Raw genomic sequence first — 20,319 nt, forward strand, 5'->3', positions numbered from 1 at the left:
GCAATGAGCAATGTGATGCGCGCGACCGCTGTCGAAAGCGGCAAGGGCGCGGTGGCCGAGGGGCGTTTCAAACGCCTCTGGGCTGCCAATGCACCCGGATATCTTTTTCTCCTGCCGTGGCTCATCGGCTTCTTCGGGCTGACGCTCGGACCAGCCCTGATCTCGCTCTACCTTTCATTCACCGACTTCGACATGATCAGGTCGCCGGAGTGGGTGGGGTCCGCGAACTACGTGCGCATCGCAACCGCCGATCCCAAATTCGCTGCTGCGATGAGGGTGACGCTGACCTATGTGGTTCTGTCTGTTCCGTTCAAGCTGACCTTTGCGCTGCTCGTCGCGATGGCGCTCAACAAGGGCGTTCGCGGCCTGCCGTTTTATCGTGCGATCTTCTACCTTCCGTCATTGCTCGGCGGCAGCGTTGCCATCGCCGTTCTCTGGCGGCAACTGTTTGCCGGTGACGGCCTCGTCAATGCCGCGCTTGCGCAGGTCGGTATACAAGGTCCTAGCTGGATCTCGCATCCGAGCTATTCCATCTACACGCTGGTGGCGCTCAGCGTCTGGCAGTTCGGTTCTCCGATGATCATCTTCCTTGCCGGGCTGCGCCAGATTCCGACCGACATGTATGAGGCTGCCAGCCTCGACGGCGCTTCGAAATTCCGGCAGTTCTACAAGATCACGCTCCCGCTGCTGACGCCCGTCATTTTCTTCAATGCGGTGGTCCAGACGATCGACGCCTTCAAGGCCTTTACGCCGGCCTTCATCATCTCCGGCGGATCCGGCGGGCCGATCAATTCGACGCTGTTCTACACGCTCTACCTCTATCAGGAGGCTTTCGGGAACTTCCGCATGGGCTACGCCTCGGCGCTTGCCTGGATTCTGGTGCTCATCATTGCCGTGTTCACCGCCTTCTCGTTCCTGTCCTCGCGCTACTGGGTACACTACGATGACTAACGGTATCACCGCCGCCGTCTCGGCACCGCCCTCCGACATCACCAAGCGCAGCCGGCCAGCATCGATCATCATTCATACGCTGCTGATCCTCGCCTCGCTTTTGATGCTCTATCCGCTGCTGTGGATGGTCTCTGCCTCGGTCAGGCCGGAGAGCGAGATCTTCTCGTCGACGTCGCTCATTCCGTCGTCGATCGACTTTTCATCCTATCTTCGCGGTTGGGTCGGTCTCGACATCACGTTCGGCCGCTTCTTCTGGAACTCGCTCATCATCTCCGTGCTGACGGTCGTCGGTAACGTGGTTGCCTGTTCGCTGGCCGCCTACGCCTTTGCCCGCCTGCGCTTTGCGGGGAGGAACTTCTGGTTCGCGATCATGCTCGGCACGCTGATGATCCCGTACCACGTGACGCTGATCCCGCAGTACGTGCTGTTCCTCAACCTCGGCTGGGTCAACACCATCCTGCCGCTGGTCGTGCCGAAGTTCCTGGCAAGCGATGCCTTCTTCATCTTCCTGATGGTCCAGTTCTTCCGCGGCATCCCGCGCGAACTTGACGAAGCGGCGATGATGGATGGCTGCAGCGCCTGGCGCATCTACTGGAAAATCATGCTGCCGCTCTCGCTCCCGGTTCTGGCGACGGCCGCGATCTTCTCCTTCATCTGGACCTGGGACGATTTCTTCGGGCCGCTGATCTACCTCAACGACATGAACACCTACACGATCCAGCTTGGTCTTCGCACATTCGTCGACTCGACCAGCGCGTCCGATTGGGGCGGGTTGTTCGCTATGTCCACGCTGACGCTCGTGCCGGTCTTCTTCTTCTTCCTGTTCTTCCAGCGACTGCTCATCGACGGTATCGCCACGACAGGCATGAAGCGTTGATGGCTACGACACCGAGATGAATGAAATGACCATCAAGACAGTTGCGATCATCGGGTGCGGCATCGGCCGTTCGCACATCGTCGAAGGTTACCTGCCGCATCCCGACAAGTTCAGGGTGGTGACGCTCTGCGACCTGAACGAGGAGCGTTTGAAGGAAGTCGGCGACGAGTTCGGCATCGAAAAGCGAACCACCTCGTTTGCCGAGGTCCTCGCGGATGACGGCGTCGACATCGTCGACATCTGCACGCCACCCGGCATCCACCTTGAACAGGTGATCGCGGCGCTCACCTCCGGCAAACATGTCATCTGCGAGAAGCCGTTGACCGGCTCGCTTGCCGGCGTCGACCAGATCATGCAAGCCGAAAAGACAGCCAAGGGCGTGCTGATGCCGATCTTCCAGTATCGCTATGGTGACGGGGTCGAGAAGGCGAAGCGGATCATCGAGGCCGGCATTGCAGGAAAGCCCTACATGGGATCCGTCGAGACCTTCTGGCTGCGAACCGCCGAGTATTATTCGGTCCCCTGGCGTGGAAAGTGGGCAACCGAGCTCGGCGGCGTGCTGGTAACGCATGCGCTGCATCTGCACGACATGCTGCTGCATCTCATGGGGCCGGCTGCGAAGGTCTTCGGCCGGGTCATGACCCGCGTCAACGACATCGAAGTCGAGGACTGCGCATCGGCCAGTCTGCTGATGGAGAGCGGCGCGTTCGTTTCACTGTCCTGCACCTTGGGTTCGCAGGAGCAGATCAGCCGCCTGCGACTGCACTTCGAAAACGTCACATTCGAAAGCAACCACGAACCCTATTCGCCGGGCAAGGATCCCTGGAAGATCATTGCCGCGAATGATGACGTGCAGGCGAAGATCGACGCCATCGTCGGCAATTGGCAACCGGTCGCCCCCCGCTTCACGACACAGATGGAGCATTTTCATGCCTATCTCAGTGGCCGCGGTCCACTTCCCGTGACGACACGTGATGCCCGGCGCGCATTGGAACTCGTCACGGCGATCTATCAATCATCCGACAGCGGCAGCGAAGTTGTTCTGCCGATGGGACCATACAGCCCCAAATACGCCGACTGGCGCGCACGAACGAAATAACGGACCAGAGAGGAATTTGAGAGATGGCAACGAGCGTCGTTCTTCAGAAGGTCGAGAAGCGCTATGGCGCGCTGGATGTCATTCACGGCATCGATCTTAAAATCGAACCCGGCGAATTCGTGGTTTTCGTCGGCCCGTCGGGATGCGGAAAGTCCACGCTGCTGCGCATGATCGCAGGGCTGGAAGAGATCACAGGCGGCGCCCTGATGCTCGACAACGAACGGATGAATGAAGTGGCGCCCGCCAAGCGCGGCATCGCCATGGTGTTCCAGTCCTATGCGCTCTATCCCCACATGTCGGTCTACAAGAACCTCGCCTTCGGGCTTGAAACGGCGGGCTACAAGAAGGCGGATATCCAGCCGAAGGTAAAGCGCGCGGCCGAGATTCTGCAGATCGAAAAGCTCTTGGAGCGTAAGCCGAAAGCGCTTTCGGGCGGGCAGCGCCAGCGCGTGGCGATCGGACGCGCGATCGTGCGTGAACCGAGGATCTTCCTCTTTGACGAGCCGCTGTCCAACCTCGATGCCGAGCTGCGCGTGCAGATGCGCGTCGAGATTTCCCGGCTTCATCGGAGCCTCGGCAACACAATGATCTACGTCACGCACGACCAGGTCGAAGCGATGACGATGGCCGACAAGATCGTGGTGCTCAATTCCGGCCGTATCGAGCAGGTCGGCGCGCCGCTCGATCTCTACAACAATCCGGCAAACCGCTTTGTCGCCGGCTTCATCGGCAGCCCGAAGATGAACTTCCTGCAGGGTCGGATCGAAACGACGGGCGATGCAGACACGACGATCAACGTCTGCGGCAATTCCGTACGCCTGCCACGGCGCCTGAAGGCAGAGGCGGGCCAGAGCGTCACCTTCGGCATTCGCCCGGAGCACCTCTCCGTTCTCAACACAGGCGGTATCACGCTTGCGACTGTCAACGTCGACCTCGTCGAAAACCTCGGCGGCGCAACCATGCTCTACACGACGACGCCAGACAATCAGCAACTGACGGTCGCGCTCGATGGGCAGCAGAAGGTGGAACGCGGCACCAATGTGAAGGCCTCCTTCGACCCGGCCCGCTGTCACGTCTTCGACGCCTCGGGGGCCGCTATCTAGCACGCTTGACAGCGCTCCCCCTTCTGGCCAAGATTTCAATAGGATAGGCCACCAGGGGGAAATCGTGACGCCTGAAGATCGGATACGCTCGCTTGGCATCTGGCACGGTCCGATCGACATCACACCTATCACCGGCGGCATCACCAACCGGAACTATCTGGTGCGCGACCGCACGACGCGACGCGTGGTGAGGCTGGGTGAGGATATCCCGGTTCACCACATCATCCGGCAGAACGAGCTTGCCGCAAGCCAGGCCGCCCACGCGGCTGGGCTATCGCCCGAGGTGGTGCATCATGCGCCGGGTATCCTCGTCCTGGATTATATCGAGGCCAAGGCGCTTTCGCCCGATGACATCAGGAACGCCGAGACGCTGGCGCGCGTGATTCCGCTGGTGCGCGCCTGTCACTATGATATCGCCCGTGAGTTCCGTGGTGCGGCAGCGATCTTCTGGGTGTTTCATGTCATCCGCGATTACATCGCCAACCTGGACGCGGCAAACAGCCCCTACCGCCCGTTGTTTCCCAGCCTGCTGGCGCAAGCCGAGAGGCTGGAAGCGGCGGCAGGTCCCTTCGAGATCGCCTTCGGTCACAACGACATGCTGGCCGCGAACTTTCTCGACGACGGCAAGCGGCTGTGGCTGATCGACTGGGATTATGCCGGCTTCAACACGCCGCTGTTCGACCTCGGCGGCCTTGCATCCAACAACGAGCTTGCCGACGACGCGGAGCGATCGTTGCTTGAGGCTTACTATCAGCGATCGCTCACACCCGATCTCTGGCAACGATACCGCGCCATGAAATGCGCTTCGTTGCTGCGCGAAATGCTCTGGAGCATGGTTTCTGAAATACACTCCACCATAGACTTCGACTATGTCGGCTATACCGCAGAAAACCGCGCGCGTTTCGAGCGCGCCTATGACGCTTTCGAACAGGACACTGCATGACCAAGGAATTGCCCAAGACCGCAAAGGTCGTCGTCATCGGTGGTGGCATCATCGGCTGCTCGACCGCATATCATCTCGGTAAGCTCGGCTGGACGGACACCGTGCTGCTCGAGCGCAAGAAGCTGACCTCCGGTACCACCTTTCACGCCGCCGGCCTCGTCGGGCAGCTACGCACCAGCGCCAACATCACGCAGCTGCTCGGTTACTCCGTCGAGCTCTATAAAACACTGGAGGCAGAGACCGGGCTCGGCACCGGCTGGAAGATGAATGGCGGCCTACGCCTCGCGTGCAACGAGGAACGCTGGACGGAGGTGAAGCGGCAGGCGACGACGGCGCAATCCTTCGGCCTCGACATGCAGCTGCTGACGCCGCAGGAGGCCTTCGATTTCTGGCCGCTGATGACGATCGACGACCTCGTCGGCGCCGCTTACCTCCCGACCGACGGTCAGGCCAACCCTTCCGATATCACCCAGGCGCTGGCGCGTGGTGCGCGCATGTCCGGCGTCTCCATCTTCGAAGACACCGAGGTGATCGATCTCGAGATCGACAAGGGAAAGATCCGCGCCGTCATCACCGGGCATGGCCGCATCGAGTGTGAGCGCGTTGTCGTCTGCGCCGGCCAGTGGACGAGGAGCTTTGCGGCGCGTTTCGGTGTCAACGTGCCACTGGTTTCCGTCGAGCATCAATACATCATCACCGAATCCTTCGGCGTTCCCTCCAATCTGCCGACGCTGCGTGATCCCGATCGACTGACCTATTACAAGGAGGAGGTCGGCGGCATCGTCATGGGCGGCTACGAGCCGAACCCGATTGCCTGGGCAAAGGACGGCATTCCGGAGGGATTCCACCACACGCTGCTCGACAGCAATTTCGACCACTTCGAGCAGATCATGGAGCAGGCGCTCGGCCGTGTGCCCGCATTGGAGAATGTCGGCGTCAAGCAGCTGCTGAATGGGCCTGAGAGCTTTACGCCGGATGGCAACTTCATCCTCGGCGAGGCGCCGGAGCTGAAGAACTTCTTCGTCGGCGCCGGTTTCAATGCGTTCGGCATCGCTTCGGGCGGCGGCGCCGGCATGGCGCTGGCCGAATGGGTGGCCAAAGGCGAACCGCCTTACGATCTCTGGCCGGTGGACATTCGCCGGTTCGGCCGCCCGCATTTCGACACCGACTGGGTGCGCACACGCACGCTCGAGGCCTATGGCAAGCACTACACACTCGCCTTTCCCTTCGAGGAATATGCGAGCGGAAGGCCTTGCCGCCGGTCGCCGCTCTACGACCGGCTTAAGGCACAGGGCGCCTGCTTCGGCGAAAAACTCGGCTGGGAGCGCCCGAACTGGTTTGCGGATCTTTTCGCCAATGAAGAGCCGAAGGACATCTATAGCTACAACAGGCAGAACTGGTTCGACGCCGTCGGGCGTGAGCATCGGGCCGTGCGCGAGGCTGCCGTCATCTTCGACCAGACATCCTTTGCAAAGTTCGCGCTCAAGGGTCGCGATGCGGAAGCCGCGTTGTCCTGGATCGCTTCCAACGACGTTGCCAAGCCGGTGGGGTCGCTCATCTACACGCAGATGCTGAACGACAAGGGCGGGATCGAATGCGACCTGACCTGCGCCCGCATTGCCGAGGATGAATATTACATCGTCACCGGCACCGGTTTCGCGACCCATGATTTCGATTGGATCGCACGCAATATTCCTGAGGATATGCATGCCGAACTGGTCGACGTGACCTCCGCCTATTCCGTCCTTTCGCTCATGGGGCCGAATGCCCGGGCGGTGCTGGAGAAGGTGACGAATAGCGATGTTTCCAACGCCGGCTTCCCCTTCGGACGGGTGAAGACGATCGGCATCGCCGGCTGCCCGGTTCGGGCACTGCGCATCACCTATGTCGGCGAACTCGGCTACGAGCTGCATGTTCCGGTCGAATATGCGACGGCGGTCTACGATGCGCTGATGGCTGCGGGAGGCGAGTTTCATCTGACCAATGCGGGCTACCGCGCAATCGAGAGCTGCCGGCTCGAAAAGGGCTATCGCGCCTGGGGCTCCGACATCGGGCCGGATCACACCCCGATCGAAGCGGGGCTCGGCTGGGCGGTGAAGACCAGGAAAGCCACGCCCTTCCGTGGGCGCGAGATGATCGAGCGGCAGCTGGCGTCGGGCGTCAAGAAGATGCTCGCCTGCTTCGTGCCCGACGATCCGGAGGTCGTTCTGCTCGGTCGCGAAACGATTTACCGCGATGGCAAGCGAGTCGGCTGGCTTTCCAGCGGCGGCTTCGGCTACACCATCGGCAAGCCGATCGGATATGGCTATGTGCGCAATCCGGAAGGGGTGACCGAAGATTTCGTGCTGTCAGGCACTTACGAACTCGACGTCGCCCGGGAACGTGTTCCCTGCCGTGTGTCATTGAAGCCGCTTTATGATCCTGAGATGAAGCGGATCAAAGCGTAGCTGCAGGCAGCTTTACCCGAGCTGGTGTCTGCGCTCTACCGAGCGCGGACCTTCCAGCGTCTTGGGTCCCGGTGGCCTCGAACACCTGGAACCCTTGTTTACGGACCCCGGATCAGTGGCAGCCTGTTATCCTGGATGAGGATCTCGAGCTTGTTGGCCACATCTTCAGACCATGCGACATTCCTGGTCAACGCGGGAGGAAACAAGCCCGGCAGTGTAAAGAGCGCCGCCGAGACTGCGCCGCCGTTACGCGGCACATTGGCAAGCAGGGCGGCAATCTCGCCAGCACGCGGATCGCGGAGCTCATAGGTTTGGCCGTTCCTGTCGATGCCGAGCGCATAGCGCATCCAGGCGGCGACGGCGATCGCGTAGGTTTCCGCCCTACTGCCATTGGCGAGCGCTTCCGTCGCCGGTTCCAACAGGCGCTGCGGCAGTTTCTGGGTGCCGTCCATGGCGATCTGGTAGGTGCGATGGGCGATGGCCTTGTTTGCAAAGCGGGCTATCAGCTCGTCCGCGTAGGCTTCGAGATCGATGCCGGGAACCGGATCGAGCGTGGCCGCCGCGGCGTTCATCTGGCGACGCGCAAGACCGGCAAGGCCAGCATCGTCCATCACATCCCGAATGAATTCATAGCCGCCTATGTAGCCGAGATAGGCGAGAAGCGAATGCGCTCCGTTCAGCATGCGAAGCTTCATCTTCTCATAGGCGGAGACGTCCTCGACCATCAGGGCGCCGGCCTTCTCCCATTGCGGGCGGTCGTTGACGAAATGGTCCTCGATCACCCACTGCGCGAAAGGTTCGGTCTCGATCGCGGCAAGATCCGTCCGGCCGGTCAGCGTTTCGGCGTCGCGATAGGTCGCTTCCGTGCTGGCCGGGGTGATGCGGTCGACCATGGTTGAGGGAAACGGTACGTTTTGTTCGATCCACTGCCGTAGCGACGGATCGACGCGCTCCGCGAAATCAACCACCAGCCGTTTCAGCACGGCACCGTTGCTCGGCAGGTTGTCGCAGCTGAGCGCCGTAAAGGGCACAATACCCTTCGCGCGCCGGCGTGACAGGCCCTCGACGAGATAACCGATGACGCCACGTGGCGCATGCGGATTGGCCAGATCGGCGGCGACATCGGGGTGATTGAGATCGAGACCGCCGCTCGCCGCGTCAAAGCCATAGGCCTTTTCGGTCACGGTCAGGCTGACGATCCGGATCGCGGGATCTTCTAGCCGCTGAAGGAGATCGCCAGGATTGCGCGTCGCGACATGCGCACGAAGAATGGGGCCGATGATCTCGGCCTTCGTGTCCGAGGTATCGCGAACCAGCATCGAATAAAGACCGTTCTGCTGGTTCAAGTGATCGGCGACATCAGCGGAGCGCAGGCTTGCCACCTCTATTCCCCAATCACCGCCGGCCGCGGCGAGTGCGGCATCGGTGAACGGCGCGAAGTGCGCGCGGAAGAAGGCACCAGGCCCGAGGTGCAGGATGCCGGCCTTCAGCAGATTGCGGTCATAGTCGGGAAGCTTGGCGGTCGGCGCAAGGCCTACAAGGCTCGTCAGTCGTTCGGTCACAGCTTGTAGGCCTTCTTCGCGTTGCCATAGGAAAGTTCGCCGGCAACGATCTCGGCGTCCTTGCGGGAGATGCGGTGCTCCGCCGTCAGCTGTCCGAGGAAGCCGCAGACCTCGCGGCGCCAGACATCGTGACGCGCGGGAATCGACAGCAACGCCCTCGTATCGTCGTTGAACCCGGCCATGTTGGCGAAGCCAGCCGTCTCGACCACCTGATCGAGATAGCGGCGGATGCCGGCAGGGCTGTCGAGGAACCACCACGGCGGACCGATCATCAGGCAGGGCCAATGGCCCGCCATTGGCGCCAGCTCGCGGGCATAGGTGGTTTCATCGAGGGTGAAGAGCAGGACGCGCAGACCCGGCGCGTGGCCATATTTCGACAGCAGCGCTGAGAGACCGCCAACCCAGTCCGTCGGCCCCGGAATATCGGCGCCCATGTTCGGGCCGCGCGTCCGAAACAGCTCGCGATCGGTGTTGCGGCGCGATCCGGCGTGGATCTGCATCGTCATGCCATCTTCGGCGGACAGGCCCGCCATCTCGGTCATCATCTGGCCGCGGAAGAGTTCGGCCTCATCGGCGCTCAATGTGCCCTTGTGCGCCTTGTCGAGCAGCCTTTGCTTATCGGCCAGCGGCAGATCTGCGGTAAAGGCCGTCGGTACGCCATGATCGGTCGCGGTTGCACCGTATTGGCGGAAATAAGCGCGGCGCTTGCGGTGTGCGTCGATCAGGCCATCCCACTTCGTCACATCGGAGTCCGTGAGTTCGCCAAGGCGGATGAGATTGTCGCGGAAGCCGACAGCATCGGGATCGGTGACGCTGTCAGGACGATAGGTGGTGCGAACGCGGCCGATCCAGCCATCGGCCGCGAGCTTCTGGTGGTGCACCAGCGGGTCGAGCGCGCCTTCCGTGGTGGCGATCGTCTCAATGCCGAAGCGCTTGTGCAGGGCGCGCGGACGAAACTCCGGACGCGCCAGCTGTGCGTTGATGTGATCGTAGAGGGTATCGGCGTTCTCGGGCGTCAGCGGCTCGGTGCAGCCGAGGACTGCGGACATCGCATGGTCGACCCACAGGCTCGACGGCGTGCCACGAAAGAGATGATAATGGGCCGCAAAAGCGCGCCAGATCGCGCGGCCGGCAGCCACCGGCTTTCCGTCTAGCCTCGGCACGCCGAGATCGTCAAGCGAAACACCGACACTGTGCAGCATCCGGAAGAGATAGTGATCGGGAATGACCAGCAGCGACGATGCGTCCTCGAACGGCTTGTCATCGGCAAACCAGGAAGGCTCGGTGTGGCCGTGGGGGCTTACGATCGGGAGGCCACGGACAGTCTCATAGAGGTCCCGCGCGATCGTGCGAGTCGTCGGATCGGCCGGAAAAAGCCGGTCCGGATGAAGAAAGCCATTACCAACATCCATCAGATTTCCTCCCTGAGGATTACCGCCCTACCCTACAACAAAAGACGCGGCAAGGGCTTTTAGTAACCAAACGGTTCACTTTGTGATACGTTTGGCATCGACCTCGAAACGATTGACGGCGCGGCCTATTTCCGCTTTTGAGAGGGCCGAAGAAGATCGGTTGCGGCAAGGAGAATCCGATGTCCGACGAGACGAACCGCCTCACCCAGCTTGAAGAGATCATTGCCCATCAGACGAAGACTATCGAGGAGCTCTCCGATCAGTTGGCAGAGCAGTGGAAGGTCGTCGAACAGACCCGCGCCAAGCTCGATCGGCTGGCGGAACGCTTTCTCTCGCTGGAAGAACAATCGCTGGAAGCGCCCGCAATCACGCGGCCGCCACACTACTGACCCTTGTCCGGGGCAGTCGGGATCCCTATAATATGGTCGTGAGGACGACCTCCCCCTTATGGGCATAAAACTCGGGACGACCCGACCATCCCATAGGGGTTATACATGCGATCGACCGCAGACCGTATCCGTCACGCTATCAGCTTCGAAATTATCGGCTTGGCGCTCATCACGCCGCTCGGCGCCTTGGCATTCGGCATGCCGATGGCCGACATCGGCGTGATCGGCGTTGCGAGCGCCACGATCGCGACCGGCTGGAACTATCTCTACAATCTCGGTTTCGACCATCTCATGCAGCGCCTGACCGGCGGCACGCAAAAGACTGTCGCCATCCGGGTCGCCCATGCCGCGCTGTTCGAAGGCGGATTGCTGCTTGTCCTGCTGCCGCTGATCGCCTGGTATCTCGGCGTCAGCCTGCTGCAGGCCCTGATGATGGACGTGTCCTTCGCACTTTTCTACATGGTGTATGCCTTCGTCTTCAATTGGGTCTACGACCGCGTTTTCCCGTTGCCGGACTGGCAGATAGCGGCGGAAGCGTCTCAAGGCTAACGCTTCCAACGAAAAATGGGACCGCCGTTTCGGGCGATCCCATTGATTGGCAAGCAAGGCGCCTGATGCTCAGACGTTGCCCATGCAGAGATACTTCATTTCCAGATAGTCATCGGCGCCGTGACGCGAGCCTTCGCGGCCGAGGCCCGACTGCTTGATGCCGCCGAACGGGGCGGTTTCCGTCGACATCAGGCCGGTGTTGATGCCCACCATGCCGTACTCCAGCGCTTCTGCGACCCGCCAGACCTTCTTCATGTCGCCGGCAAAGAAGTAGGCTGCCAAGCCGAACTCGGTATCGTTCGCCTGCTGGATGACATCGTCGACGGTGTCGAAGCGGAAGAGCGGCGCCACCGGACCGAAGGTTTCCTCGCGCGCCACCTTCATGCCGCGCGTGACACCGGTCAGGACGGTCGGCGTGAAGAAGGTGCCCGCACCCTCGATACGCTTGCCACCGGTCAAGACCTTCGCGCCCTTGGAGACAGCGTCGGTAACATGATCCTCGACCTTCGCAAGCCCCTGCGCGTCGATGAGCGGGCCGATCGTCACACCTGCCTTGAACCCATCGCCGACCGACATCTCCTCGACCTTCGCCGCCAGTTTGGCTGCGAAGGCGTCATAGACCCCCGACTGCACATAAAGGCGGTTGGCGCAGACGCAGGTCTGGCCCGCGTTGCGGTACTTCGAGGCAAGTGCGCCCTCGACGGCGGCGTCGAGATCGGCATCGTCAAAGACGATGAAGGGCGCGTTGCCACCGAGCTCGAGGCTAACCTTCTTGATCTGGTCAGCGCACTGACGCATCAGGATGCGACCAACTTCCGTCGAACCGGTGAAGCTGATCTTACGGACCTTGTCGTTGCCGCAAAGCTCCTTGCCGATCGCCGGGCCGTCCTGGCCGATGATGACGTTGAAGACGCCGGCGGGAATGCCCGCCTGCTCCGCGAGAACGGCAAGCGCCAGTGCCGAAAGCGGCGTCTGTTCGGCGGGCTTGGAAACCACCGTGCAGCCGACGGCAAGCGCCGGGGCGATCTTGCGCGTGATCATCGCCGCCGGGAAGTTCCAGGGCGTGATCGTTCCGACGACGCCAACAGGCTGCTTGATGACGATCATGCGCTTGTCGTTCGACGGCGCGGGAATGGTCTCGCCGTAGATGCGCTTTGCTTCCTCGGCATACCATTCGACGTAGGCGGCGGCATACAGGATTTCACCCCGCGCTTCCGCAAAGGGCTTGCCCATTTCGGCCGTCAGGATGGCAGCCAACTCATCGGCATTGGCGACCATCAGATCGAACCACTTGCGCAAGATGTTGGCGCGTTCCTTGGCCGGACGGGCGGCCCAGCCAGGCTGCGCGGCGTAGGCGGCGTCGATCGCCTCCCTGGTTTCAGCGGCGCCCATATCCGGCAGCGATGCCAGCACTTCGCCGGTCGCCGGGTTCAGAACGTCGAAGGTCTCGGTGGCGCCGCCCGCCGTCCAAACGCCGTTGATGTAGCCGGCGTCGCGAAGGAACGGAGAGGAGAAGCGAACGTGTTTTGTCAGTGCAGTCGTGAATGCCATGTCATGTACTCCAAAGGCATGGGTGGGCGAGTACCGGCTTACTTGCCGGCGCTTGCTTCCAGAATCGACGCTTCAAGAATGTCGAGTGCCTCGCCAAAGACGTTGTCCTGAATGGTGATGGGAGCCAGGAAACGGATGACGTTGCCGTGGACACCGCAGGTGAGCAGGATGAGGCCCTTTTCAAGAGCGATCAGGCGCACCTTGTTTGCGAAATCGGCGCTCGGCAGCTTCGTCGTCTTGTCGTTGAACTCGACGGCATTCATGAAGCCGGGGCCACGGATGTCGACAATTTCCGGCACCTTCTCGCGCAGCGATTCCAGGCGCTGCTTGAGCCGGCCGCCGAGCTGGTCGGCGCGGCCGCAGAGATCCTCGTCCTTGATCACATCGAGGACGGCATGAGCGGCGGCGATGCCGAGCGGATTGCCGCCATAGGTACCGCCGAGGCCGCCTGGGCCCGGCGCATCCATGATTTCGGCACGACCGGTGACGGCTGCGAGCGGGAAGCCGCCAGCCAGGCTCTTTGCCATCGTGATCAGGTCCGGCGCGACTTCATGGTGATCCATGGCGAACATCTTGCCGGTGCGGGCAAAGCCGGTCTGGACCTCATCGGCGATGAGCAGGATGCCGTGCTGGTCGCACAGCTCGCGCAGCGCCTTCATGAAGGAAACGGGCGCCGGATAGAAACCGCCTTCGCCCTGCACAGGCTCGATGATGATCGCGGCGACGCGCTGCGGGTCGACGTCGGCGGCAAACAGCTTCTTCAGAGCGGTCAGCGACTGGTCGGCGGTGACACCGTGGAGCTCGACGGGGAACGGGATATGGAAGACATCGCCCGGCATCGCGCCGAAGCCAACCTTGTAGGGGACGACCTTGCCGGTCAATGCCATGCCCATGAAGGTACGACCATGGAAGCCGCCACCGAAGGCGATGACAGCGGAACGGCCGGTGGCAGCGCGGGCAATCTTGACGGCGTTTTCGACGGCTTCAGCGCCGGTCGTGACGAAAATTGTCTTCTTTTCAAAATTACCGGGCGTCAGTGCGTTGAGGCGCTCAGCAAGATGCACATAGCTTTCGTAGGGCACGACCTGATGGCAGGTGTGGGTGAAATGATCGAGCTGGTCCTTTACCGCAGCAATCACGCGCGGATGGCGATGGCCGGTGTTGAGAACGGCGATGCCAGCTGCAAAGTCGATATAGCGGCGGCCTTCCTTGTCCCAGATCTCGGAATTCTCGGCGCGGTCGGCATAGATCTGCGTGGTCATGCCAACACCACGGGAAATGGCGGCATTCTTGCGGTCTGTGAGGGTGGTCGCGGTCATCTTTGCGTTCCTGCGTTAGAGAATCCGGAATTATCTTGCATAACTTCTGCAAGACTTATAGAAAATACCTACATTTTTTCTGCAAGAACGCAAGTGTCATTTTCCGCTTCAAACCGCTGGCGTTTTCAGCAATGGTTCACGGCAAAAACAGCGGGACCCTTTCCCGCCAAAGACAACGAAACCAGGAATATTGGCTTATGAACAACGAGGCGCCCGTGCGCTACAAGGTGGCCGAGGCTGCGAAACTGGCAGGCGTCTCCGCCTCGACACTGCGCCTCTGGGAAAGCCAAGGCCTTGTCGTCCCCAGCCGCTCGGATACCGGCCACCGGCAATATAGCGCCGAGGACGTGGCGCGACTGAAGCGGATTTCATTCTACAGGGTAGAACGCGGCCTTAACCCTGCAGCAATCCGCGAAGCGCTGGAGAGCGAAGAGCCTTCGGATCTCTCCGAAACAAGCGTGATTTCGGACATCGGGCGACGGTTGCGCAGCTTGAGGCACGCTGGCGGTAAAACCTTGGACCAGGTCGCAGGCGACATGGGTATCACCGCTTCGACGCTCTCCACGCTGGAGCGGACATCACAGGGCGTCAGTTTCAAGACGCTGCATGACCTAGCGGAATATTACGGAACGACCGTCTCGCGCCTGTCCGGCGAAGACACAGACGACCTGCCGGGCGTCGTTCGCGCTGGCGAGTGGCGCGCCTGGCCGGAAACGACACCGGGGGTCACTGTGCAGCTGCTTGCCGAGGGCCGCACCATGATGGACTGCCACAGGTTTGTGCTGGCGCCTGGCGCCGCCAGTGAGGGCGCTTACCGGCACGACGGCGAGGAGTTCATGCACGTACTCTCCGGGCGTCTCGAGCTGGTGCTCGATTCCGATCAGTTTTTCGACCTCGGCCCGGGGGACTCGCTCTACTTCGAAAGCCGTCGTTATCACTCCTGGCGCAATCGCCATGACGGTGAGACGATTCTCATCTGGATCAACACTCCGCCGACGTTCTGACGTCCAAAGCGGTATCGCCCGGTCCGACTTTGCGCTATAGCGCCACAATAGCATTTGAACGAAAGACGAGACCGATGGCGGCCACCATACGTTATCACGAAGGCGATATCTCCTCGGCAGATGCCGGCCGCTACACCGGCGCAATCGCGATCGATACCGAAACGCTCGGGCTGGTGCCGAGACGCGACCGTCTCTGCGTCGTGCAGCTTTCGCCGGGCGACGGATCGGCTGATGTCATCCGCATCGCCGCCGGCCAAAAGGATGCTCCCAACCTCGTGGCATTGCTCGCCGATACTGGACGTCAGAAGATCTTCCACTATGGCCGCTTTGACATTGCCGTGTTGTTTCACACCTTCGGCGTGACCGCGCAGCCGGTGTTCTGCACCAAGATCGCCTCCCGGCTCTGCCGCACCTATACGGACCGGCACGGTCTTAAGGACAATCTGAAAGAGATGCTGGACGTCGACGTCTCAAAGGCACAGCAGTCGTCGGACTGGGCGGCGGCGACCCTGTCCCAGGCGCAGCTCGAATACGCGGCTTCGGATGTGCTCTATCTCCACGCGCTGCGTGACAAGCTGACTGCCCGCCTCGTGCGCGACGGCCGTATGGAGCACGCGACTGCCTGCTTTGAGTTCCTGCCGACCCGCGCGAAACTCGACCTGCTTGGGTGGGACGAGACTGACATCTTCGCCCACAGCTAGCGTTCCTGCTGCTCTGTCGAAATCGAAACCGGGCGCGGCCTCCGCGCGCCGGCGATTAGCAATTTCTTAAGATAGCTTAATTAGGATGCTTATCAATTTTTAAGCATTCGACGACGCGATGCAGCGTCACACAGGCGGGAGGACCTGCCGGAATGCGAGGGGCCCGATGAGCGCGGCTCTCCTGTAACCTGCTTTTCACAGCATTTTACGATGGAAGGAGCATGCCATGTTGACTCCGGTTCGTGCAGCGTCAAATGCAAGTTTTTCGGCTCAGGGACAGAGCGCGTCCCTAAATGCCGACAGCCTAGTGCGCGCCGCAACGGCGATTGCACCGGTTCAACAAGTCGAAACGACGGATTTGAATTCGGCCATCGCAGGCAAGCTGAGCATTCTCCTGCTCGCTGTCCGCGAACGGATGGTGGAGGCGCTGCTCGACGCCCTCAAGACGACCGCCGATGCTCTTGTCGTGCCGCGTGATGATGCGGAGACCAATCTTGTCTTTGCCTCCCGGCTCGCCGAGGCCATCCAAAAGCTGCCGGCATCAAAGATTGCGCAGATCGAACGGCAGCTTGTCGCGCAAGGTCACGATATCCCGGTGCGCCTTCTTGTCGAGGCACTCAAGAATCCGTCCGGGCCGGAGGCCGCTCGTGTTGTCGCCTATCTGGAAACCATGCGCTACAAGGACCGCGATCTCGTAGCGCGGGCCGTCAACCGTTCCTATGGCCAGAATGACGCTGCGCCGCGCCAGGAACAACGCGCGGAAATCAGTATCCAACGAGAGAACCTTCCCGCCACCAACAAAGCAACGGTCCCGGCGCAGAGCGAGCGAGCGAGCGAGACGTCGGCAAAGACTACAATCACGGCGGCGGCAACCAGCGACACCAAGTCGGCTGAAAAGCCCGTGTCGACCGGTCAGGCCGCCAACGTCGCGGATGCCCGCCTGGGCGAGAAGATTTCGACCACGACCAGGAAGGAAGCGCAGCAGCAGCTCCCCGAGGCGAAGAGTGCCGCCTTCAAACCGGAAGATACCGATCGCATCATCGCCGACACCGCCGAAAGCACAACGCCGATAGAACCGGAACCAGCGCCGGTGGCAGCGAAGGCTGATCCCATCATTCCGAAGAGCTGGGCCGGCATTCCCGCCTCCTTGTCAGAGGACGCAACGGATCTGATCGTTGCTATCATCCGCGATCAGGAGAGCGAGACCTTGCTGGAGGCGGCCGATATCGATCCCGCAGTGGACATCGACGTCATTCTCGATGACGCCCTGATTGGCGACATTCCCGACGAGCTGATCCGGCCATCCGATCAGCCGGTATTGCAGGCAGTGGTTGCTCGTCAGGCGTCTCCGCTCACGGCTCAACCGGCGCTGGATGCGGCGGCGATCAATGCAGCCGCGAACCGACAGACAACGCACGAAGCAGATCCGCGCCCCGCTGATGCGCCGACGATCGACATGGCCAACGCGCCCGTGCTGATGAAGATCGTCGAAGGCGTGCCGTATGCGCCGCAGCCCTATCAATTCGCCAAGGATGAGGCGGACGATAGCGGCTCCAGGGAAATGCACCGGGAAGACCACGACGCTGGACCACAATCCGACGAGCAGGAAGACGAAGGCGATTCCGACGCTCCGGCGGATGGTGCCGCAGACGAGCCGGCAATGCTTGCAGATGCCGACGATGCTCCCCCACCGGTCGCGCCACGGAACGATACGTCGATGCAGCTTCTTCCGGCACCAGGCCTCGCCATGCCGCCGGTGGCCGAGGAGGCCTATGCCCTTTACCGCCGCATGGTCGGCTGGGAATAAATCGGCTTTCAACGAACCAAAACGAAAGAACCCGCCGGATCGCTCCGGCGGGTTCTCTTATTCTTCAAGCCTGACGGCTGGCGATTATTCGCCGCGGTTCTTCAGAGCCGCGCCGAGGATGTCGCCGAGCGAAGCGCCAGAGTCGGACGAACCGAACTGAGCAACGGCTTCCTTCTCTTCAGCGATTTCCAGAGCCTTGATCGAAAGCATGACCTTGCGGTCCCTCTTCGAGAAGTTGGTGACGCGAGCGTCAACCGTCTGGCCAACCGAGAAGCGCTCCGGACGCTGGTCGTCGCGATCGCGAGCGAGGTCAGCGCGGCGGATGAACGAGGTGATGTCTTCGTGGTCTACGAGCTTCACTTCGATGCCACCGTCGTTGACGGCGATGACTTCAGCCGAAACAACAGCGTTCTTGCGCAGGTCGCCGGAAGCGGCAGCTTCGCCGACCGAGTCCTTGCCGAGCTGCTTGATGCCGAGCGAGATGCGCTCCTTTTCGACGTCTACATCGAGAACGACAGCCTTAACGACATCGCCCTTGTTGTATTCTTCGATGACCTGTTCGCCCGGACGGTTCCAGTCGAGGTCAGAGAGGTGCACCATGCCGTCAACATCGCCGTCGAGGCCGATGAACAGGCCGAATTCGGTCTTGTTCTTGACTTCGCCTTCGACTTCAGTGCCGGCCGGATGGTTGCGAGCGAATGCCGCCCACGGGTTTTCCAGGGTCTGCTTGAGGCCGAGCGAAATACGACGCTTGGACGGATCGACTTCGAGAACGACGACTTCGACTTCCTGGCTCGTGGACAGGATCTTGCCGGGGTGTACGTTCTTCTTGGTCCAGGACATTTCCGAGATGTGGATCAGGCCTTCGATGCCCGGCTCCAGCTCGACGAACGCACCGTAGTCGGTGATGTTCGTGACGGTACCGGAGATCTTCTTGCCTTCCGGATACTTGGCCTGGATGCCATCCCACGGATCCGACTCGAGCTGCTTCATGCCGAGCGAGATGCGGTGGGTTTCCTGGTTGATGCGGATGATCTGAACCTTGACCTGCTGGCCAATGGACAGGATTTCCGACGGATGGTTCACACGGCGCCATGCCATGTCGGTGACGTGCAGCAGGCCGTCGATGCCGCCGAGGTCAACGAACGCACCGTAATCGGTGATGTTCTTGACGACGCCGTCAACAACCTGGCCTTCTTCGAGGTTCTGAACGATTTCAGAACGCTGCTCGGCACGGGATTCTTCCAGAACCGTACGACGCGATACGACGATGTTGCCGCGACGCTTGTCCATCTTGAGGATTTCGAAGGGCTGCGGGTTGTGCATCAGCGGGGTAACGTCGCGGATCGGACGGATGTCGACCTGCGAGCGCGGCAGGAAGGCAATCGCGCCGTCGAGGTCAACCGTGAAGCCGCCCTTGACCTGGTTGAAGATAACGCCTTCAACGCGCTCACCAGCTTCGAACTTGGCTTCGAGCTTGACCCAGCTCTCTTCGCGGCGAGCCTTTTCGCGCGACAGAACAGCTTCGCCGAGAGCGTTTTCGATGCGCTCAACGTAAACTTCGACTTCGTCGCCGACCTTGAGCGTGCCGTCCTTGGCCTTGGCGCCGAATTCCTTGAGCAGAATGCGACCTTCGACCTTGAGGCCAACGTCGACAACGGCGGAGTCCTTCTCGATTGCCGTTACGATACCCTTGGTTACATAGCCTTCAGCCAGATCGTTCTTGGCAAAGGATTCTTCCAGAAGGGCCGCGAAATCTTCGCGAGAGGGAGTAGCTACTGACATGAAATCTCCTGCGTGTCCGGATATCTGGACACGTATGCGCCGGTTGGTTCGTGTTGAATGAGCCTGATCCCCGTCCGCCCTCTCATCGAAGGCAATCCGGCGCTTGGACGGAATTTCAGGCTGTCTTGCAAGGCGAATCGGGCAAAGCCCTGATCAAACGCCTCAATTCATGTATTTCGGTTCAAGGCCGCATCGATGATCGATTTCGCAGCTTGAAACGCGGCCTCTATACTCATTTCCGACGTATCAAGCAAGTGCGCGTCTTCCGCTGGTTTCAAAGGGCTGTCGGCCCGTCCCATGTCGCGTTCGTCGCGCCGTTTGACGTCTTCGAAAATCTCCGCGTAGTCGGCCGGGCCTCCCCTGCCGATAATCTCGTCATAGCGGCGTCGGGCACGCACCTCCGGCGAAGCCGTCACATAGAGCTTCACCGGCGCCTGCGGGCAGACCACGGTTCCGATGTCGCGACCGTCGAGCACGGTGCCCGGCTGCTTTTCCGAAAACCGGCGCTGTGCCTCCACCAGCGCGCGACGGACGGACGGCATGACAGCAATCTTCGACGCAGCTTCGCCGATCTCGTGTTTCGAGAGTATGTCGCGATCCAGGCCGCCGAGTTCAACCTCGCGAGCAATCTTTTCGGCGATTATTTCACTATCGAGGGGCAGGCCGGCGTCCAGCAGCGCCTTCGCCGTTGCGCGATAGGTCAGGCCGGTATCGAGATGATGGAAACCATAGGCCTCGGCGATCTGGCGCGACAACGTGCCTTTGCCGGCCGCGGCCGGACCATCAATGGCGATCGTAAAGTTCTGCATGGTCATGGATG

At 61.1% G+C, this 20,319-nt stretch carries 17 protein-coding genes; 11 read left to right on the forward strand and 6 right to left on the reverse strand.

Annotated elements, in window-relative coordinates:
* Positions 1-3: 3 nt before the first annotated feature.
* The 6 genes from A6U87_RS11795 (at position 4) to A6U87_RS11820 (ending at position 7,420) form a co-directional block, all read left to right on the forward strand.
* Entirely contained in the window at positions 4-951 is a 948-nt protein-coding gene (locus A6U87_RS11795) for a carbohydrate ABC transporter permease (protein WP_065691464.1), read from the forward strand.
* Positions 944-1,828 (forward strand): carbohydrate ABC transporter permease, encoded by an 885-nt coding sequence (locus A6U87_RS11800; protein WP_065691465.1) that lies wholly within the window; start codon positions 944-946, stop codon positions 1,826-1,828. The genes A6U87_RS11795 and A6U87_RS11800 overlap by 8 nt, the downstream gene beginning before the upstream one ends.
* 25 nt (positions 1,829-1,853) lie before the next feature.
* The gene (locus A6U87_RS11805; protein WP_065691534.1) at positions 1,854-2,927 is read left to right on the forward strand and encodes a Gfo/Idh/MocA family protein; all 1,074 of its coding nucleotides are present in this window, start codon (positions 1,854-1,856) and stop codon (positions 2,925-2,927) included.
* Positions 2,928-2,950: 23 nt separating this feature from the next.
* Positions 2,951-4,030 (forward strand): ABC transporter ATP-binding protein, encoded by a 1,080-nt coding sequence (locus A6U87_RS11810; protein WP_065691466.1) that lies wholly within the window; start codon positions 2,951-2,953, stop codon positions 4,028-4,030.
* A gap of 64 nt (positions 4,031-4,094) precedes the next feature.
* Positions 4,095-4,973: a choline/ethanolamine kinase family protein gene (locus A6U87_RS11815; protein ID WP_065691467.1), complete on the forward strand. Its 879-nt coding sequence runs from the start codon at positions 4,095-4,097 to the stop codon at positions 4,971-4,973.
* Complete coding sequence (locus A6U87_RS11820; protein ID WP_065691468.1) at positions 4,970-7,420, forward strand: FAD-dependent oxidoreductase; 2,451 nt, start codon at positions 4,970-4,972, stop codon at positions 7,418-7,420. The genes A6U87_RS11815 and A6U87_RS11820 overlap by 4 nt, the downstream gene beginning before the upstream one ends.
* A gap of 98 nt (positions 7,421-7,518) precedes the next feature.
* Here A6U87_RS11820 and A6U87_RS11825 read toward each other — a convergent pair whose 3' ends face one another.
* Positions 7,519-8,982 carry a mannitol dehydrogenase family protein gene (locus A6U87_RS11825; protein WP_065691469.1) on the reverse strand — a complete coding sequence of 488 codons (1,464 nt, stop codon included), beginning with the start codon at positions 8,980-8,982 and terminating at the stop codon, positions 7,519-7,521.
* Positions 8,979-10,394: a glucuronate isomerase gene (gene uxaC, locus A6U87_RS11830; protein WP_065691470.1), complete on the reverse strand. Its 1,416-nt coding sequence runs from the start codon at positions 10,392-10,394 to the stop codon at positions 8,979-8,981. The genes A6U87_RS11825 and uxaC overlap by 4 nt, the downstream gene beginning before the upstream one ends.
* Before the next feature lie 179 nt (positions 10,395-10,573).
* Here uxaC and A6U87_RS11835 point away from each other — a divergent pair, with 179 nt between their 5' ends.
* On the forward strand, positions 10,574-10,783 hold the full coding sequence (locus A6U87_RS11835; protein WP_065691471.1) for a SlyX family protein: 210 nt from the start codon (positions 10,574-10,576) through the stop codon (positions 10,781-10,783).
* A gap of 105 nt (positions 10,784-10,888) precedes the next feature.
* On the forward strand, positions 10,889-11,332 hold the full coding sequence (locus tag A6U87_RS11840) for a PACE efflux transporter (RefSeq protein ID WP_065691472.1): 444 nt from the start codon (positions 10,889-10,891) through the stop codon (positions 11,330-11,332).
* A gap of 69 nt (positions 11,333-11,401) precedes the next feature.
* On the opposite strand, the gene A6U87_RS11845 is transcribed toward A6U87_RS11840, so the two are convergent.
* A complete protein-coding gene (locus A6U87_RS11845; RefSeq protein WP_065691473.1) occupies positions 11,402-12,883 on the reverse strand; it encodes an NAD-dependent succinate-semialdehyde dehydrogenase in 1,482 nt (493 codons plus the stop codon).
* A gap of 38 nt (positions 12,884-12,921) precedes the next feature.
* Positions 12,922-14,202, reverse strand: coding sequence for a 4-aminobutyrate--2-oxoglutarate transaminase (locus A6U87_RS11850; protein ID WP_065691474.1), 1,281 nt, complete (start codon positions 14,200-14,202; stop codon positions 12,922-12,924).
* A gap of 197 nt (positions 14,203-14,399) precedes the next feature.
* On the opposite strand from A6U87_RS11850, the gene A6U87_RS11855 reads away from it, so the two are divergent.
* The 3 genes from A6U87_RS11855 to A6U87_RS11865 all read left to right on the forward strand — a co-directional run bounded on the left by A6U87_RS11855 (position 14,400) and on the right by A6U87_RS11865 (position 17,714).
* Complete coding sequence (locus A6U87_RS11855) at positions 14,400-15,206, forward strand: MerR family transcriptional regulator (protein ID WP_065691475.1); 807 nt, start codon at positions 14,400-14,402, stop codon at positions 15,204-15,206.
* Positions 15,207-15,280: 74 nt separating this feature from the next.
* A complete protein-coding gene (locus tag A6U87_RS11860) occupies positions 15,281-15,907 on the forward strand; it encodes a ribonuclease D (RefSeq protein ID WP_065691476.1) in 627 nt (208 codons plus the stop codon).
* 226 nt (positions 15,908-16,133) lie between these two features.
* Positions 16,134-17,714: a hypothetical protein gene (locus A6U87_RS11865; protein WP_065691477.1), complete on the forward strand. Its 1,581-nt coding sequence runs from the start codon at positions 16,134-16,136 to the stop codon at positions 17,712-17,714.
* Between the two features lie 84 nt (positions 17,715-17,798).
* Here A6U87_RS11865 and rpsA read toward each other — a convergent pair whose 3' ends face one another.
* Both rpsA and cmk read right to left on the reverse strand, forming a co-directional pair.
* Positions 17,799-19,499, reverse strand: coding sequence for a 30S ribosomal protein S1 (gene rpsA, locus A6U87_RS11870; protein WP_065691478.1), 1,701 nt, complete (start codon positions 19,497-19,499; stop codon positions 17,799-17,801).
* A gap of 167 nt (positions 19,500-19,666) precedes the next feature.
* Positions 19,667-20,314, reverse strand: a complete 648-nt coding sequence (gene cmk / locus A6U87_RS11875; protein ID WP_065691535.1) for a (d)CMP kinase — start codon at positions 20,312-20,314, stop codon at positions 19,667-19,669.
* Between the last annotated feature and the right edge of the window lie 5 nt (positions 20,315-20,319).

This window comes from Rhizobium sp. AC44/96 (assembly GCF_001692185.1).
Lineage (GTDB): Bacteria > Pseudomonadota > Alphaproteobacteria > Rhizobiales > Rhizobiaceae > Rhizobium.